At 42.5% G+C, this 16,342-nt stretch carries 14 protein-coding genes; 4 read left to right on the forward strand and 10 right to left on the reverse strand.

What is annotated here, in order from left to right:
• Positions 1-57: 57 nt before the first annotated feature.
• On the reverse strand, positions 58-1,440 hold the full coding sequence (locus V7L31_RS20375) for a CmpA/NrtA family ABC transporter substrate-binding protein (RefSeq protein WP_334697928.1): 1,383 nt from the start codon (positions 1,438-1,440) through the stop codon (positions 58-60).
• A gap of 489 nt (positions 1,441-1,929) precedes the next feature.
• Between V7L31_RS20375 and V7L31_RS20380 the strand changes: the two genes are divergently transcribed.
• Complete coding sequence (locus V7L31_RS20380) at positions 1,930-2,136, forward strand: hypothetical protein (RefSeq protein ID WP_334697929.1); 207 nt, start codon at positions 1,930-1,932, stop codon at positions 2,134-2,136.
• On the opposite strand, the gene argJ is transcribed toward V7L31_RS20380, so the two are convergent.
• Entirely contained in the window at positions 2,103-3,344 is a 1,242-nt protein-coding gene (argJ, locus tag V7L31_RS20385; RefSeq protein WP_334697930.1) for a bifunctional ornithine acetyltransferase/N-acetylglutamate synthase, read from the reverse strand. The two genes, V7L31_RS20380 and argJ, sit on opposite strands and share 34 nt — an antisense overlap.
• A gap of 216 nt (positions 3,345-3,560) precedes the next feature.
• Between argJ and V7L31_RS20390 the strand changes: the two genes are divergently transcribed.
• Together V7L31_RS20390 and V7L31_RS20395 are read left to right on the forward strand one after the other, a co-directional pair.
• Positions 3,561-3,929 (forward strand): hypothetical protein, encoded by a 369-nt coding sequence (locus V7L31_RS20390; protein WP_334697931.1) that lies wholly within the window; start codon positions 3,561-3,563, stop codon positions 3,927-3,929.
• A gap of 480 nt (positions 3,930-4,409) precedes the next feature.
• On the forward strand, positions 4,410-5,825 hold the full coding sequence (locus tag V7L31_RS20395; RefSeq protein ID WP_334697932.1) for an AAA-like domain-containing protein: 1,416 nt from the start codon (positions 4,410-4,412) through the stop codon (positions 5,823-5,825).
• A gap of 255 nt (positions 5,826-6,080) precedes the next feature.
• On the opposite strand, the gene V7L31_RS20400 is transcribed toward V7L31_RS20395, so the two are convergent.
• The 7 genes from V7L31_RS20400 to V7L31_RS20430 all read right to left on the reverse strand — a co-directional run bounded on the left by V7L31_RS20400 (position 6,081) and on the right by V7L31_RS20430 (position 13,545).
• Entirely contained in the window at positions 6,081-7,319 is a 1,239-nt protein-coding gene (locus V7L31_RS20400; protein WP_334697933.1) for an acyl-CoA dehydrogenase family protein, read from the reverse strand.
• Between the two features lie 185 nt (positions 7,320-7,504).
• Entirely contained in the window at positions 7,505-8,137 is a 633-nt protein-coding gene (yfcF, locus tag V7L31_RS20405) for a glutathione transferase (RefSeq protein ID WP_334697934.1), read from the reverse strand.
• 120 nt (positions 8,138-8,257) lie between these two features.
• Entirely contained in the window at positions 8,258-9,496 is a 1,239-nt protein-coding gene (locus tag V7L31_RS20410; protein ID WP_334697935.1) for an acyl-CoA dehydrogenase, read from the reverse strand.
• Positions 9,497-9,603: 107 nt separating this feature from the next.
• The gene (locus V7L31_RS20415) at positions 9,604-10,425 is read right to left on the reverse strand and encodes a hypothetical protein (protein WP_334697936.1); all 822 of its coding nucleotides are present in this window, start codon (positions 10,423-10,425) and stop codon (positions 9,604-9,606) included.
• Between the two features lie 32 nt (positions 10,426-10,457).
• Positions 10,458-11,795 carry an LLM class flavin-dependent oxidoreductase gene (locus V7L31_RS20420; protein ID WP_334697937.1) on the reverse strand — a complete coding sequence of 446 codons (1,338 nt, stop codon included), beginning with the start codon at positions 11,793-11,795 and terminating at the stop codon, positions 10,458-10,460.
• A 6-nt stretch (positions 11,796-11,801) separates the two neighbouring features.
• Positions 11,802-12,641 carry a MetQ/NlpA family ABC transporter substrate-binding protein gene (locus V7L31_RS20425; protein ID WP_334697938.1) on the reverse strand — a complete coding sequence of 280 codons (840 nt, stop codon included), beginning with the start codon at positions 12,639-12,641 and terminating at the stop codon, positions 11,802-11,804.
• Between the two features lie 34 nt (positions 12,642-12,675).
• The gene (locus V7L31_RS20430; protein ID WP_334697939.1) at positions 12,676-13,545 is read right to left on the reverse strand and encodes a MetQ/NlpA family ABC transporter substrate-binding protein; all 870 of its coding nucleotides are present in this window, start codon (positions 13,543-13,545) and stop codon (positions 12,676-12,678) included.
• A 481-nt stretch (positions 13,546-14,026) separates the two neighbouring features.
• Between V7L31_RS20430 and V7L31_RS20435 the strand changes: the two genes are divergently transcribed.
• Positions 14,027-14,899, forward strand: a complete 873-nt coding sequence (locus tag V7L31_RS20435) for a CmcJ/NvfI family oxidoreductase (RefSeq protein ID WP_334697940.1) — start codon at positions 14,027-14,029, stop codon at positions 14,897-14,899.
• Between the two features lie 324 nt (positions 14,900-15,223).
• Here V7L31_RS20435 and V7L31_RS20440 read toward each other — a convergent pair whose 3' ends face one another.
• The gene (locus V7L31_RS20440; RefSeq protein WP_334697941.1) at positions 15,224-16,255 is read right to left on the reverse strand and encodes a hypothetical protein; all 1,032 of its coding nucleotides are present in this window, start codon (positions 16,253-16,255) and stop codon (positions 15,224-15,226) included.
• Positions 16,256-16,342: the final 87 nt, after the last annotated feature.

Raw genomic sequence — 16,342 nt, forward strand, 5'->3', positions numbered from 1 at the left:
CTCAAATTTTATTTTCTATTAGTCATTTGTCCTTTACCAATGACAAATGACAAATGACTAAATATTGACCTTTTTGATTTTCAAATTCTTCAAATATTCTTCTGGGTTTTCGGGGTCAAATTTGATGCCATCAAAAAACTCTTCTACACCACGGGATGTATTTGTGGGAATATCAGCAGCTACAATCCCAGCTTCTTTGGCAGCTTCTTTCCAAATATCTTCGCGGTTGACTTTGTTGATCAGTTCCTTCGCTTTAGCAGCATTATTGTCTAGATAATCTTTTGGCAAGAATCCCCAGCGAACGTTTTCAGTGATGAACCATAAATCATGACTCTTGTAGGGATAAGAAACACTACCTTTCTGATCTTTCCAGTAGTAAGCAGCCATTGATTTATCACCGATTTTGCGACCATCACCCATGTCATATTTACCTTGGTATGGATCGGCTAGAATTTCCGGTGAAGAAAGGTTGAAATAATTTCGTCCAGCGAGAATTTCAGCCGCTTCTTTGCGGTTGTCAAAATTATCTAACCACTGTTGGGCTTCCATAATTCCTTTTAAAATTGCTTTGGTAGCCTTGGGATTTTTATCAACCCAATCGCCTCTGATGGCGAGATATTCTTCAGGATGATTTTTCCAAATTTCTGCGGTTAATGCTGCTACGTAGCCAATTTTGTCTTGCACCAGGCGATAAGGCCAGGGGTCGCCTGTACTAAAGGCATCCATTGTTCCGGTTTTCATGTTGGCGACAGTTTGCGCCGCCGGTACTGTGAGTAATTTGACATCGGCATCTGGGTCTAAGCCGCCTGCTGCTAACCAGTAGCGAATCCACAAATCTTGGTTGACGTGGGGAAAGGTAAATGCAGCTGTGAAGGGTGTTGAGGATTTTAATTCCTTAAATAAAGACTTAGCGCTGGCGAGTTGTAGACTAATACCTTTGCCTTGGTGCTTGTTTGCGATCGCAATTCCATTTCCATGTGTAATTAACTGACATAATACATACATGGGAATTTTTTGATTGCCCTTGGTAATTAAACCTTCTGTAATTAAATGTGGCATTGGCATCTGCCATTGACCGCCATCTATCCCACCACCCGCAGAACCAATTTCTACATTGTCTCTGGCTGCACCCCAAGAAGCTTGTTTAGAAAGGTCAATATTCTTCATCCCATACTTGGCAAAAAAGCCTTTTTCTTTAGCAATAATTAAAGGAGCTGCTTCTACAATTGGGATATATCCCAGTTTGACTGTAGTAGTTTCTGGTGTTTGTTCGGGACTAATATTAACAACAGATTTAGCAGTTGGTTGTACTTGAGTGCTTCCCCCAGTGAGGTTTTCAGGAGGATTACCCAAACAGCCTTTGAGGAATATAGTACCCGCAGATGCTCCGGCTGTGAAGATAAATTTGCGGCGAGAAATTTGATTAAAAAATTCTGTCATAATGTCTCCTGAAAAGGTAAATGTTATTTTTGTAGCTATGACAAATTAGGCAAAAAACCTTGTGTTTCTTGCATTATTAATGATTAATCAAGCTATATTTGACCAAGGGATCCCAGCCATTTCATCAATGAAATAGCTACCTGTATAAGAACTCGGTTAAATTATTGACTCTGCTTTTTTAATGTGATGCAGAGGTGTCATTCACCTTGTTGAAATCAGTTTACAGCCTTTGAAGCCGAAATTATTAACTTTGATTCAGGATTATTAAACAAATATTAGATTGAATGTATAAGTAAAAATTTATCTATTTTCCTTAACTATAGGAATAATTTTTAACATATAGACTCTTGTTTATAAAGACTATTATGTTTACTTTATGATTGACTATCTTCACTTCTTTTTAACTTAATTTTAGTAGTTATTTGTCATATATAAATTTTTATTTATCACAACCATTATGTTATCCCTATAATTTAGGAGCGCACTGCGATGAGAGTGAGATTTAAAGCTGGGAAAGTTGAAGACCTAAGCAAATACTCCAAATATGTTTATTTATTATCCAGCGATCGCAACTATCTGCCAATTCAATTAATGATTGCAACACATCCTTGGGTAAAGACGCGATTCATCGCGTCTCTACAACGCAAACAATTGGGAGTAGTTCAAGTAGTATATTCGGCGTTAATCTTCACGTAGTCATAACTCAAATCACAACCCCAGGCTTTACCCACACCATAACCATTGCCAACATTAACGGAGATTAACACCGTATCCTGTTGCAGATAAGCACCCACTGATGCTTTTTTCAAATAAGCACTTGCGGCTGCGCGATCAAAAGTTAAGGGTTGCCCATTTTCTAACATTAAGAAATCCCCTAGCTTAATTTGCAGGTTTTCTTGCTCAAAGGGTACACCTGCACGTCCGGCGGCGGCGGCGATACGTCCCCAATTTGGATCGCGTCCAAAGATTGCAGATTTAACTAAGGATGAACCAGCGATAGTTTTAGCTATTTGTCGGGCTGAGATTTCATCATGGGCCCCTGTTACTTCCACTTCAATTAGACAGGTTGCACCTTCACCATCACGAGCGATCGCTTTGGCTAAATGCTGGCAAACTGCTGTTAACATCGCCTCTAATTTCTCTGCCTCTGCGCCCCATTCTATAATTGCGGGGGTGCGAGATTGACCATTTGCCAAGGCAATTAAGCTGTCGTTGGTGCTGGTGTCACCATCCACGGTAATGGAATTAAAGCTTCTATCAGCTGCCCTGGCTAACATCTGTTGCCAAAGGTGAGGCGAAACCACAGCATCACAAGTCACAAATGCCAGCATGGTTGCCATGTTGGGGTGAATCATGCCGGAACCTTTGGCAATACCACCGATTCTTACTGGACGGTCGCTTATAGTTGTCTCTAGGGCAATAGATTTTGTTACCAAATCTGTAGTGATAATCGCCCCAGCAGCAGCATCCGAAGCTGTGTCTGATAGTGCTGCTACTACCTTGGGAATCCCACTTCGCAAGGCATCCATCTTAATTCTTTGACCAATCACCCCAGTGGAAGCCAATAACACAGATTCAGATGAGATGTTCAGGGCTTGGGCGATTGCTAGCGCAGACTCTAAAGCATCAAACCAGCCTTGATTACCTGTCGCGGCGTTTGCTTGTCCAGCGTTGCAGAGAATGGCACGAGCGCTTTGTTTAGCTTGCAAGCGTTGACGACAATATTCTACACAGGCTGCTTTCACTTGACAGGTGGTGAATACACCTGCTGCGATCGCTTCCACCTCTGAAAATATCAAAGCTAAATCTGGCAACCCTGAAGGTTTCAATCCTGCGGTAATTCCCGCCGCCTGATATCCTCTTGGTGCTGTGATGCCACCTGTTATTTCTTGCCAATCTGCCATTATTCTTCAGGGTAATTGAAAGTTTGTAAATATTTAAAAACCCTCCATACAAATGAAAGGCTATCGCATCAGTTCACTGGAATTATCTTACACAATTCCTGGAATAGTAAGTTAACTACTTTGCTTATCAAAACTCCTGGGTATGAAACCCCGTGCTTTTAACTGTTCAGTAACGTTAACTTTGAGTGAGTCAAAAGCAATTGAGTAAATACTATAATGATAGACCCCTACGACTTTGAAAATGATGACTTCGACCTTGAGGATGAGGATTTATTGAATATAAAACCCATCAGCCAAATGACTGAAGGGGAAAAGCTACAGAGGTTTAAGCGGTTCTTCGACAGCAGCAGCCGTGCTATGTTGCAAGACTGTCTATTTCGCATTGTCAATTACGAAGATGGTACGGGTACGTTAGAAATTCTTTGCCCTAATGAAGTCATAAGGCAACGCCTTTCCAAGAAAAAGCGCAAAATTACCAACAGCATTAACACCTGCTGGAGTCATATTAGATGGTTTTCGCTATGTGTCCAGCAAGATGGTGAGTTGGATTGTCAGAAGTTTACCCGTAATGGTGATTTGGTTTAGGGAAGTGGGGACTGGGGACTGGGGAAGAAGCAAGGGAGAAGAATTTTTTCCTCCGCCCCCCGCACCCTGCCCCTCTGCCTCTTTTCAATACCCAATGCCCACTACGGCAGCCCTATCTTTTTTGGCGAAGTTATTACGTAGGCGAGGAAGTTTTTATTAATACTTTTTAATCTACCATCTACGCGTACTTGTTTTTTACAGTAGCAGGATAACTCCTGTGAGCGGTTACTGCAAGACAACCATCAAAACACCGAGTCAAAAAGTAGGAAAAGTAGGAAAAGTGGGGAAAATAGATAATTGATGTCAGTATTTATTATCAAGCAAGTATAATGTAACTTAGTTGGTTACAGTTCCAATAAATTTCAATCAAAATTAAATAAGAGTGTATCAAAAATTGCTTTATTTAATTACAGTTTCAGTAGTTAAATAGAAAAAATTACTGCTTGTGATACTGATTTATAGTAAATACCTGAAAGAGCAATGTATAAAACTAAACGTAAGCGAGGAGTTATACTAACTTCCACAGGAATTAAACGGTTGCAATCAGCAATTCTTTCTGTAGAAATAATAGAAAATAAAGGCGAACACTTGAGTTTAGAAGAAATAAGCTCACGCATTCATGTTTCTACTAGAACTTTGAGTAAATTATGGTCTTTAAGTGAAAGTGTAGATCAAAAAACTATAAAACTCTGCTTTAGCGCTTTTAATCTAGAATTACACAGCGAAGACTACACCATAGCGAACAAAGTAAATGAGACTGAAACATCTAAATTATTGTCTATTGCAAATATAAAAGAAGATTTATCTCAACGTTCCAAATTAACCTCAGTTGTTGAAGAACATCACACACGAACTGAACAGATAGAAAATCTTTGGTCATACCCGGATGGCCCCATACCTCTAACTTCTCCTTTTTATATTGAACGTCCTCCATTAGAGAGAAAGGTTTATCGAGAAGTAATTACTAGTGGCTGCGTAATTCGGATTAAGTCACCCAAACAGATGGGTAAAAGTTCTCTTGTGTTGCGGCTTTGTGCTTTTGCACAGAAACAAGGATATCAGACTGTAAATCTGAATTGCTACCAATTTCATCATGAGTCTCTAACTGATTTAAATAAATTGTTGCGTCATCTTTGCTGGAAAATTGCAACTCAATTAGGTATTGACCCCAACCTCAAAGAAAAATGGAATGAAGAAATTGGCTACAACTTGAGTAGCGGCTTCTATTTAGAAAACTATTTGCTCGAACAATGTCAAAGCCCAGTGGTTTTGGTGTTGAATGAAGTTGACCATTTTTTTGAATATCCTCACATTTGTCAAGAGTTTTTTGCTTTGTTGCGATCGTGGTGTGAGGAAGTAAGACACAATCCCAAGTGGCAAAAGCTGAGGTTAGTAATGGTTTATTCAACCGAAGAATACATCTCTATGGATATTAACCTCTCTCCTTTTAATATTGGTCTACCTATTCGTCTGAACGATTTTACTCAACTACAAGTAGAAGATTTAGCTAGGCGGTATAGTTTAGACTGGTTTAAAGCTAAAGATTTTACCCAACTAATGTCACTAGTAAGAGGGCATCCAGCACTAATTCAGATTAGTTTGTACTATCTTAAGTATCACGAAATGACGCTGCAAGAAATAATAGAGGAAGCGATCGCTAATGGTGGCATCTACCGCGATCATTTATGGCGACAGTTGATCAAACTGCAAGAAAATACTAGACTGGCAAAGACTTATGCTGAAATTTTGGCAGCAAAGCAAAGTATTTCTCTTAATCCTATTGAGACTTATAAGCTTGAAAGTTTGGGATTAATTCGCTTTGAGGGCGATCGCATCTTACCGCGTTGCGAACTCTACCGTGCCTATTTTGCAAAACAGCTATCGACAATTGTTTAATAAAGTAACAGTAAGGGACTTCCAAATAAAAAATATTCAATTAACTCTTGTGGGGTGGGCGAGACGCCCACCCCACAATATTGGATAATTTATTTCTTGGAGTTCCCCAACCTCAAACAATTCGGGTAAAGTGCTATTACCACCAGCTTCAGCAATGGGGATTCGCAATGCACCCAAGCACGATCGATCGCCCGATCAATTCCACCGCATCATAGGGAAGAATGCGATCGCGTTCTTGAGTTGATTGCAATTTCCCTAGAAAAATCCTCGTGTCGGTAGTGGTGTACTGTTGATTTCGTAGTCGCCGATGGCACGCGCTTTGAAGTGACCAGGATTATGGGATGATAAGGTGCGGGCGTTGCGCCAATGACGATCTAAATTAGAGCTTTTTTTAGTTGTGGAAGCCCCGCCAACTTCAAAGAGCAAGGTAGCTGAACGTAGTGCCAAGTCATCAACAATCAATTTCGCCTTAGCTGCACTCAGAGAAGTTGCCAAAGCTACTGCTAATTCAGCTTCTTCACCTTGAGCTTTGGCAACAGTCAGGCGATCGAGTCCATCAGCAGCAGCCAGTACAATTGTTTCTGCGGCAAAGGCGTTGGCGGAGATTTGACCGATAGTTTGCTGCAATAGCGGGTCATCTGCTGCTTGCTCGGCTACGGCATGGTAAAAAGTTCTAGGGCGTTTATGAATGAGGTTTTTTGCATCACGCAGCACGCTACGAATAATCCCTGCATTCACGGCAGTCAAGACTAATTGCGGAACAATGTTGTAAGGCAGTTTATCTGCATCTGGATCTGTATCAAGAATTACCTCATCTGCGGCTACGCGCACATTGGTGAAGGTAGTTGTTCCTGTGCCAGTCAAGCGTTGCCCGAAGCCGTCCCAGTCGTCTACAAGGTCAATCCCCTCGCGTTTCGTTGGTATAATTACTGTAGCAACAGTATCATCAGGTGTTAGTACTCGCACGAAAATTAAGTCTGCAAAAAGACTACCAGTGCTGTAATACTTGGTTCCATGCAGACGATAGCCATCACCATCAGGTGTTAATTTTGTATTTGCCACTGCGCCGCTACCAGCTCGCTTCACTTCTAGTTCAGTTAAGGCGAGTCCAATAATCGCGCCATCAGCAACGGCTTTCAGCCAGCGACGATTTCTGTCACTGGGTTGAGCGCGTAAAAGCCGCTCTGTAACAGAGAAATGATTCCGCACAATATGAGCCACATTTGGGTCAGCATCTCCCAGGCGAATCACGACCTCAAACAGTTCTCGTGCAGTGCTACCAGCGCCACCATCAGCAACAGGGATTCGCAATGCACCTAATCTGGAACGCCGGATTAAGTCGATGACATCAAAAGGCAGGATGCGATCGCGATCGCGCTCACTTGCTCCCAGAGCGATAAAATCGAAAAGTTTTTGTAATTCTGGTGAGTTGGCTGTAACTGGAGCCGTAAATTTGAAAGTGGTATCTGCAAGCTTCTCTGGACTCTTAATCATTATTTCTCTGTTTGAATATCGTGGGTAAAATCTATCATTAGCGACTGATGGGTAAATCCAAAATTGATTCACCAAACAAGGCAAAAGTAAAAAGTAAAAAGGCAAAAGAAAGAAAAACAAAAATGGTTTGATGCCCCTAAATTTATTTATGGGGATTATCGTTTTTACTTTTTACTTTTATCTTTTTAAAGTGGCGGGCGTTGTTGATTGACCCATAGCTGAACAGATGGCCTTTGCCATTGATATTTGGCGTAAGCAATCAAATTATCGGGTACTGGGTCGCCGTTGAGAATCAGACGATAGAGTATTAATGTCAAATCGACATCAGCAATAGACCATTGACCGAATAGGTTTTCAGTGTTGCTAGAAAGCAATAACTCAGCAGCAGAGAATAATTTATCAGCAGCTTTTTTTGCCTCCAAAGAAAGCGGTGGCTTTTTTACTCCGTAGAAGATAATCTCAGTGGAGCGCTCTTGCTTGATGGGCGTAAGGTCGCTGCGAAGCCAAGCTTGTACCTGACGCGCTCTGGCTCGACTCTGTGGTTCTTTTGGATATAACGGAGTACCGGGAAAAACCTCATCAATGTATTCTGCGATCGCTGAAGACTCAGACAAAGAGAATCCATCGTGAACTAAGGTCGGTACGCGGTGCGTCAAGGACTTTGTTGCATACTCTGGCTCATGCTGGGCTTTGGCGGCTAAATCGATAGTTTGGATGTCGAACGGCAATGCTTTTTCATGCAGAGATACGAAAGCCGACAGTGCATAGGGGCTAGCGTACTGGGTATCGACATAGAGAAGAACAGATGTAGATGGCAATGTTTTCTTTTCTCCTGTAGAGAAAATGAAGGAATATTGAATTCTTAAGTAGTTTTGATAGATAACAAGCTCCCAGACTTTCAAAAAGTCAAGGAGCTGAACAAGCTTAATTGCTCAAAATTAGAAGAACCCTTTTGGCGGTAATGGTGTACCGTTGATCTCGTAATCTCCGATCGCACGAGCTTTGAAATGACCTGGATTATGAGATGCTAGGGTACGGGCGTTGCGCCAATGGCGATCGTAGTTAGAGCTTTTCTTAGTTGTGGAAGCCCCACCTACTTCAAATAACAAAGTGGCTGATTTGAGTGCTAGGTCATCGACAATTAATTTTGCCTTGGATGCACCTAGAGAAGCATCTAAGGCTGCTGCCAATTCTGACTCCTTACCCTGAGTTTTAGCAGCATCAAGACGATCAAGACCATCGGCGGCAGCTAGAATGATCGCTTCTGCTGCAAAGGCGTTTGCGGAAAGCAGACCAACGGTTTGTTGCAAGAGGGGGTCATCTGCTGCTTGCTCGGATACTGCATGGTAAAAGGTTCTGGGGCGTTTATTAATCAGCGTTGTTGCGTCCCGTAGCACACTGCGAATAATCCCGGCATTGATGGCAGTCAAAACTAATTGAGGGACTATATTATAGGGCAAATAGTCTTTATCCGTATCTGTCTCCAGAATGACTTCATCTGCTTGAACGCGAACGTTGGTGAATATAGTCGTTCCCGTGCCGGTCAGCCGTTGCCCAAAGCCGTCCCAGTCGTCCACAAGCTCAACTCCCTCGCGCTTGCTGGGGATAATTCCAAGTGCTGGGATGCCATCGGGTGTAAGTAGACGCACATAGAGATAATCTGAGTAAAGGCTACCTGTGCTGTAATACTTCGTCCCATTCAAACGATAGCCGTCGCCATCTGGTGTTAATTTCGTATTGACGACTCCGCCTCCACCAGCTTTTTTCAGTTCCAGTTCATTGGCGGCGCTGCCAAAGATTGCACCATCAACGATCGCTTTAATCCAGCGACGATTTCGCTCACTACGTGGCGCACGCAAAATCCGCTCTGTGAGGGAGAAATGATTCCGTACAATGTGAGCCACATTTGGGTCAGCATCTCCCAGGCGAATCACGACATCGAACAGTTCCCGTGCAGTGCTACCAGTACCACCATCAGCAACAGGGATTCGCAAAGCACCTAAACGTGATTGGCGGATCAAATCGATGACATTGTATGGGAGGATGCGATCGCGATCGCGCTCACTTGCTCCCAGAGCGATAAAATCGAACAGGCTTTGCAATTCTGCCGATTTGGGCGTGACAGGAGTCGAGAACTGGAATGTGGAATCTATAACTTTTTCTTCGATTTGAGTCATGGTTTTTAGTTATTGGGCAGAAGGCAGAAGGCAGAAGGCAGGAGGCAGGAGGCAGGAGGCATGGGGGACTATGTAAAATCCAAAATCTAAAATCTAAAATCCAAAATTCATTGGCTTACACTGAGCAATTTCGGCAGCTGCTTGACGGGAGTATCGAGTAAGTAAGCCAGAACTTCTCTGCGCCAGCCGTCGTAAACAGCGTTAATACCATCCACTGCGGTAATACCCTTGGCTTTATGAGCAGTATCCCAATGGTCTATAAGATAGTTGGTGCGTCGTTGCTGAATCTCCTCATCTCGCTCTAGCAATTGGGCTGCAAGTTCAGTTTGCTCATTCGGTGATGCTTTGTCGTAGAGTTGCTTCCACCAGTCAATGACTGCTAACCGATGCGCCGCTTCATCGGGTAGTATTCTGTCTACAAAATAGGTGGCAGTTTTGGGGTCACTGATTCGACCCACCCGACTTTGCAGTAGGAATGGCCCGACAACATGGAGTTCATAATGCACTTGAAAGGCAGCGAATCCCAACCAATCGCGCACAGCAGAGTCGCCCATAAACTCCCAATGTTCCTGTACCTGTTGCCGGATCTCATCGATGGGGTCATAGCCTAATAACTCCTGTACTCGGAGACGGCTATTGAGCGAGTGTGCGCCATCATCCCCCAATTGCCGACTTAAAGATAGTTGCCAGTGAGGATCGTGAATTAATTGTGCGATCGCCTTGGCAATCACCTGTACAATAAACAGATCGTGGGCGGCTCCAGCAATGCGAAAACGGGCAAAATTCTCCTTTTCTTCTTGTGTTTGGGGCGGACGAGTCTCTACCTTTTCCAAGTTGAGTAAATAAGGCGCGTGTTGAGCTGCTAGCTTGTTCAGAATTTCAGTTTCGTATTCTTCAGTCCACACGGGTTTGCTTAGACTTGCAACCATTGGTTTTCTCCTGATTTAATCATTGAAAAGTTTCAAAGCTTGAGTTTTTCACGCCTAAATAGGCTTTGTGGGCGATTTAATCCGAAGCGATCTCTCAAGGTCTTTCCTGTATACTCATGCCGAAAAATTCCCCGCTTTCTGAGAATTGGGACTACATGATCGACAAAAATCTCCAAGCCTGAAGGTAAAACATCTGGCATTAAATTAAAGCCATCAACAGCCCCAACCAAAAACCACTCTTCAATTGAGTCTGCTATTTGCTCAGGTGTCCCAGCGATAAAACGATGTCCTTTGCTGAATCGTTTAGCTAACTCGCCGACAGTAAGATGTTCACGACGAGCCAGACCAATTATGGCCTTGCTAAACCCTCCCACGCCGTCAGCTGGCTGATATGTACCATCAAGTATGAAGTCAGGGAATGGTTTATCTGGGTTTAAGTCATAGACTACAGATCCCAGATGACCGGCTAACGCACCTAACCTTTCTTCTGTCCCTGTCAACTCAAGATGCTCTCTGTGCCGCTTTTTAGTCTCTTCTTCTGTGCTACCAATCACAGTTGAAAGTCCAGGTAATACCTTAATTGCGTCAGCCGGTCGCCCATGTTTAACCGTGCGTCTTCTGAGATCGGTTGTAAACTCAATTGCATCAGGGAGTGATAGAAGTGATGCAAAGACCCCATCTGCATAACGAGCAGCTAATTCTAAGCCTCCAGGCGAGCCGCCAGCTTGAAATAAGACGGGTTGTCCTTGGGGAGAACGTGGGAGATTAAGCGGGCCATCAACATGAAAATGCTCACCATGATGGTTAATCGCATAAATCCGTTCTGAATCAGCAAAGCGTCCGCTAAGTTGGTCGCCGATGAGGGCATCATCGTCCCAACTATCCCATAATTTCCGCACGACTTCGACAAATTCTGCGGCTCTTTCATAACGTAATGACTTGGGTAAATGGGGCGCGTCACTATAGTTTTTAGCTGCGTTAGCGTTACGAGTGGTGACTACATTCCAACCCACCCGCCCATTGCTCAGATGATCCAGAGAACCAAAGCGACGGGCAATATTATACGGTTCTTCAAATGACGTAGATGCTGTACCAATCAACCCAATGTGTTCTGTGACTGATGCTAAAGCAGCAAGTAAAACGGTAGGATCAAAACCGATTGCTGGGCCTGACTCAGGTGATGTAAATAAAGATGGGCTGTCTGCTAGAAAAATAGCGTCCAGGGTTCCCCGTTCTGCTACTTCAGCAATGTGCTGCCATTGATTAAAATCATAGTAGCCAAAAGGTGATGCTTGGGGACTCCGCCAAGCACCAGGATGATTACCAGCAGGCAGAGCATTCAGACCAAAATGTAATGTACGATTACTCATAATTTATTAGAATGCAGGTGCGATCGTCCCTTGGTAGGTGTTAGCAATAAAATCTTTTACTTTGGGATGAACAACCAATTGATCGAGTTTTTTAATGTTGGGATCATTTTCTTTTGACCGCAAAGTTGTTAACCCTGCTGTATATTTTCTTTCTAGATTGGTTGGGTCTATAAGGATAGGATCTAGCTTAATTCGGGCATTTGCCAATGCAGTTGCATATATGGAAACAACATCTAAATCATCCAGCGCTCTAGGTAGAGAACCTCCATCTGCGCCCTGAATTTTCAAGTTTTTCGGATTCTCGGTGATATCTTTAATGGTGAACAAATCACCAGAATTATCCCTAAGCTCGATCAAGCGCGCAACTCTGAGTAATCTTAAGCCACGGTCTTGATTGATGGGGTCATTGGCAATGCCAACCAAAGCACCCTGAGGAAGTTCATCGGCCGATTTGATTTTCAATCGTTTTGAATAGAGTGCAAATATATAGGAAAAAATGCGCGGATGCATAACTAAATCTAGATTGAGTCTCTTGGCGATGTTTTCCATAAATGCTTGATGCTGACCAAGATAAGCGTCAATTTCTCCACTTTTAAGCGCATTGTTGGCAATGATCCCATCGCTAAACTTGATCAGTTCAACCTTTAAGTTTTGACTCGGTGCTAACTCTTTTTGAACATACTTCAAAATGTCTTCCGGGACGATCTGGGTAATTCCCACTTTGACGGTATTGAGTTGTTGAGATGAATTTTGACTAGAGGAACAACTGCTAAAGAGAACAGATGCGATCGCACTTCCTGTTCCTAAAATAAAATATCGACGATTTATTGCTTTTGAACGAATCACTTTGTGTTTTACTCCTCATCGATACTTTTCTGCTTTAAAACACTGGTATTAGTGCATCTTGATACGTATTTTTGATAAAGTTTTTGACTTTGGGATCGATTATCAGTTGGTTCAGCTTTTGAATTTTGGGGTCATTTTCTTTACCCTGCAATGTCACTAAACCCAGAGCATATCTTTTATCGTTGGTTGATTCTTGGACGATGGGACGCAAATCAAGCTGTTTTGCTTGAATCAGCAGACTCCCTAAAAATGCGCCCACAACGACATCATCCAATCCTCTGACAATAGCTGGCCCTTCTAATTCTTTGAATTGCAGATTTTTAGAGTTTTCTACTATGTCTTTAACACTGAACAGATTACCCGATGTATCTTTCAATTTGATCAATTTTTGAGATTGCAAAAACTTGAGGGTACGATCCTGATTGCTAGCATCACTCTGGATGGCGATTGTTGCACCGTTAGGAATTTCACTCAATGATTTAATCTTTTTAGAATAAATTCCAATTGGCGTTAAATAAGTTTGATTTAGCATCACCAGATTGAGGTTGAGTCTTTTAGCTGAATCTTCCATAAACAGACGATGCTGAAAATAGTTGGCATCAATTTCGCCACTCTTTAAGGCATTATTAACTTGCACCCAATCGCCAAATTTAACAGTCTGGATTTCTAAACCCTGACTAGAGGCTAAGTCTTTTTGAATAAACTTTAAAATATCTTCAGCAATGACAGACCAAACCCCAACTTTAATTATGTTGGTTTGTTGTGATGCTGGTACTGCCGAATTTGTAGGCGTACTTATCGATTGATTTTGACTAGAGGAACAACTGGTAAACAGAACGGAGGCGATCGCACTTCCTGTTCCCAAAATAAAATATCGACGGTTTATCCTTGTTGAACGAATCATATTAATTCACAATTCACAACTAAAGACACTTTCAGACAAGGATGAAATCCCCGTCTGAAATTGCTCACCTAAGGCATCATCGCTAATCATTAATTTGCAAAGGTATTGAGCAAAATGTATAGTTTATTGACAAAGAGCTTGTATCTTATCTGTGTTTCAATTACTATTATTGCATTAATCTACTGTAAGTCAATCGGCAATAAGTATTTTAATAGTACTGCAATTGGCATAGTCACGGTACAGAAGACATCATTTATAGATGTCTTCTGCACTTTACTATCGGATTCCTATCTGATTTTTGAAATCTACTTAGTAGAGTTAGTATGACCAAACTTACAACTAAGCTCTAAGTGTAGATGATTTTTTCCAGAATCAAAGAGGATTCCCATACCAGAAATTAGGTGTTGAACTTAGTCTCAACAGATAACCTTTGTGTATAAGTCTTGATTCCAAATTCTCAACAACCAAAAGACCATCACCTATGAGCTTAAACAGCCAAGTTATCCATAAACCAACCTCTCAAGATTTGCCATACGTAGAGGCCAACCTCAATTACCTAGTCCCGATGGTGGAAAAACCTGTCAACTATACTTATGAACCACCATCAGGTACACCTCGCTCCAATACCGCCTTTCAAACACACAAACTGCGAATCTACAATGCTCGTTCCATCTCAAAAGATATCTTGCTAGATCAAGAAGGATTTGCATTTACCGAGCATAATACCAATGTTCGCAACTTTTATGATGAAGACGAAGTACGTCAGGTTTACTATCCAGAAGCAGAGCAATTATTAAAAGAGGTAACAGGTGGAACTAAAGTAGTGATATTCGATCACACTCTGCGTAATGCCGATTTAAGCAACCCTGGTGAAAATAAAATTAGGGAACCTGGCAAGCGAGTACACAATGACTTTACAGCTAAATCTGGCTATACAAGGGCGCGCTGGGAGTTAGAAAAAAGAGGCATAGATAATGATGAGATTGAGGCACTATTAAAACAACGATTTGCCGTCATCAATGTATGGCGGGGAATAGCTGACACAATTCAAGAATCACCATTAGCTTTGACTGATGCACGTACTATTGCACCATCAGAACTTGTAGCAGGTGATTTAGTATATCGCGATCGCACTGGTGAAACTTACGCAGTCACATACAACCCAGAACATAAATGGTACTATTTCCCTCAAATGCGGCGGAATGAAGTCATATTTATTAAATGTTTTGACTCCGCAGAAAATGGGCCTGCACGTTTTTCTGCCCACTCAGCCTTTGACGATCCGACGAGTTCCGTAGATGCACCTGCAAGACAAAGTATTGAGTTGCGAACATTGGTCTTTTATCCTGCATAGATGAGTTAGGGAGCATCCAGTTTTGGCGGATCGCCCTGCGCTAAGGAAACTCCAAGAAATAAATTATCCAATATTGTGGGGTGGGCGTCTCGCCTACCCAGTCCATTGCGCGGGCGAGACGCCCACCCCACAAGAGTTAATTGAATATTTTTTTATTTGGAAGTCCCTAAGGCGCACGCTACGCGAACAGACTAGAAGTCTGGGGCTATACAAACTAAACCCGTCTGCGCGGGTTTCAGAGAGTCCGCGTAGGCGGCCTCTGCGCCAACGGGTTCTCCAAAGGAGTACGTTTGTGTAGCTGCGATTTCCAATCGCCTGGTGTTTCTATATTTTTTCACCTTCATAAGCAAGAGCTTGATCGCCTGCTTGGGCAAATCTCTGAGCGAGTTCAATTAACTGTTGTCGCTCTTGATCGTTAGCAATCCCAGCCGGAGGAGGCATGAGTTTTTCTTTGATTTGGCGCACCGTTTCATGTCGTAAGGTGAGAGCCTGATTCGGATAATTCAGTATTAATATAGGATTCTGCTTGGCGGGGTTGTCTGGACTGTGACAAACAACACAAGCATTTTCCCTCAGCTTGACTTCCAATGCCCGATAAGCAGCATCAACTTTAGTCACGTATGGGTTCGATGGAGAAAATAAATGTGTATATAGTGTCACATAAGGCTGCTTCTTGCCATTAGCGTCATTCCAAACCCATTTACCATCCCAGGCATGATTTACCTTTGGACGCTTTGGATCAACTACTGCTGAACGTAGCGAACCGATCAACTTCTTTTGTTCTAGAAAGAAAAGTAATTCTATAGTTTGCTGATAAGAATCCCATTTTTTTGATGAGTGCCAGAACGGATAAGGAAAATCTCCAATATCAAGCTGATTCCGAAACTGAGTGGAAAGGTGGATGACAATCAGATTATTTATCTGTTCAACCTTGGGTTCACCTTTAAACATAAAGGTAGAGAGGTAAGTACGTCGCCATACCAAGGGATCAAATTCGGTTTTTTGATTAGCTTTGAGATTATAGTTACCAACTTTATTTTGAGCGCCCCATAAAAAGGGTACGTTCATAGTTTCGCGCAAGATTTTTAGCTTGGCGAGTTTGTCAGCGCAGGAGTTGAAGGCAGCTAAATTTTTAGCATCAGAGACGACAGGACAAGCCGCAATAATTTCTTTACCGACTTTCTTTGCTAGTTCTATGTCCGGCGATGCTTCTTGTGCTGATACTGTATTCTTGGTGTTGAATGCTGGAGTTGTAGAGATAAAGAGAGCGATCGCTACTACTATGCTCAATAACACAAACCGCGTAGGCGCAGCCTGCCGCAAGTATCGCGAATAAAATTTCCGAAGATTGGGCATTGGGGAATTCTTCAACTCAATAAGATGCAAACTAATGGTAGAGACGCGACATTGCACTTTTGCTCTGCCAATGCGTCTCTAAGTCTG

The organism is Nostoc sp. (assembly GCF_036916655.1).
Lineage (GTDB): Bacteria > Cyanobacteriota > Cyanobacteriia > Cyanobacteriales > Nostocaceae > Nostoc.

Bases quoted from the DNA above. Each gene is read 5' to 3' on its own strand.
- V7L31_RS20395 (WP_334697932.1), top strand. From the start codon at position 4,410: ATGTATAAAACTAAACGTAAGCGAGGAGTTATACTAACTTCCACAGGA.
- V7L31_RS20430 (WP_334697939.1), bottom strand. From the start codon at position 13,545: ATGATTCGTTCAACAAGGATAAACCGTCGATATTTTATTTTGGGAACA.
- V7L31_RS20390 (WP_334697931.1), top strand. From the start codon at position 3,561: ATGATAGACCCCTACGACTTTGAAAATGATGACTTCGACCTTGAGGAT.
- V7L31_RS20375 (WP_334697928.1), bottom strand. From the start codon at position 1,440: ATGACAGAATTTTTTAATCAAATTTCTCGCCGCAAATTTATCTTCACA.
- argJ (WP_334697930.1), bottom strand. From the start codon at position 3,344: ATGGCAGATTGGCAAGAAATAACAGGTGGCATCACAGCACCAAGAGGA.
- V7L31_RS20400 (WP_334697933.1), bottom strand. From the start codon at position 7,319: ATGATTAAGAGTCCAGAGAAGCTTGCAGATACCACTTTCAAATTTACG.
- V7L31_RS20435 (WP_334697940.1), top strand. From the start codon at position 14,027: ATGAGCTTAAACAGCCAAGTTATCCATAAACCAACCTCTCAAGATTTG.
- V7L31_RS20410 (WP_334697935.1), bottom strand. From the start codon at position 9,496: ATGACTCAAATCGAAGAAAAAGTTATAGATTCCACATTCCAGTTCTCG.
- V7L31_RS20415 (WP_334697936.1), bottom strand. From the start codon at position 10,425: ATGGTTGCAAGTCTAAGCAAACCCGTGTGGACTGAAGAATACGAAACT.
- V7L31_RS20380 (WP_334697929.1), top strand. From the start codon at position 1,930: ATGAGAGTGAGATTTAAAGCTGGGAAAGTTGAAGACCTAAGCAAATAC.
- V7L31_RS20440 (WP_334697941.1), bottom strand. From the start codon at position 16,255: ATGCCCAATCTTCGGAAATTTTATTCGCGATACTTGCGGCAGGCTGCG.
- V7L31_RS20420 (WP_334697937.1), bottom strand. From the start codon at position 11,795: ATGAGTAATCGTACATTACATTTTGGTCTGAATGCTCTGCCTGCTGGT.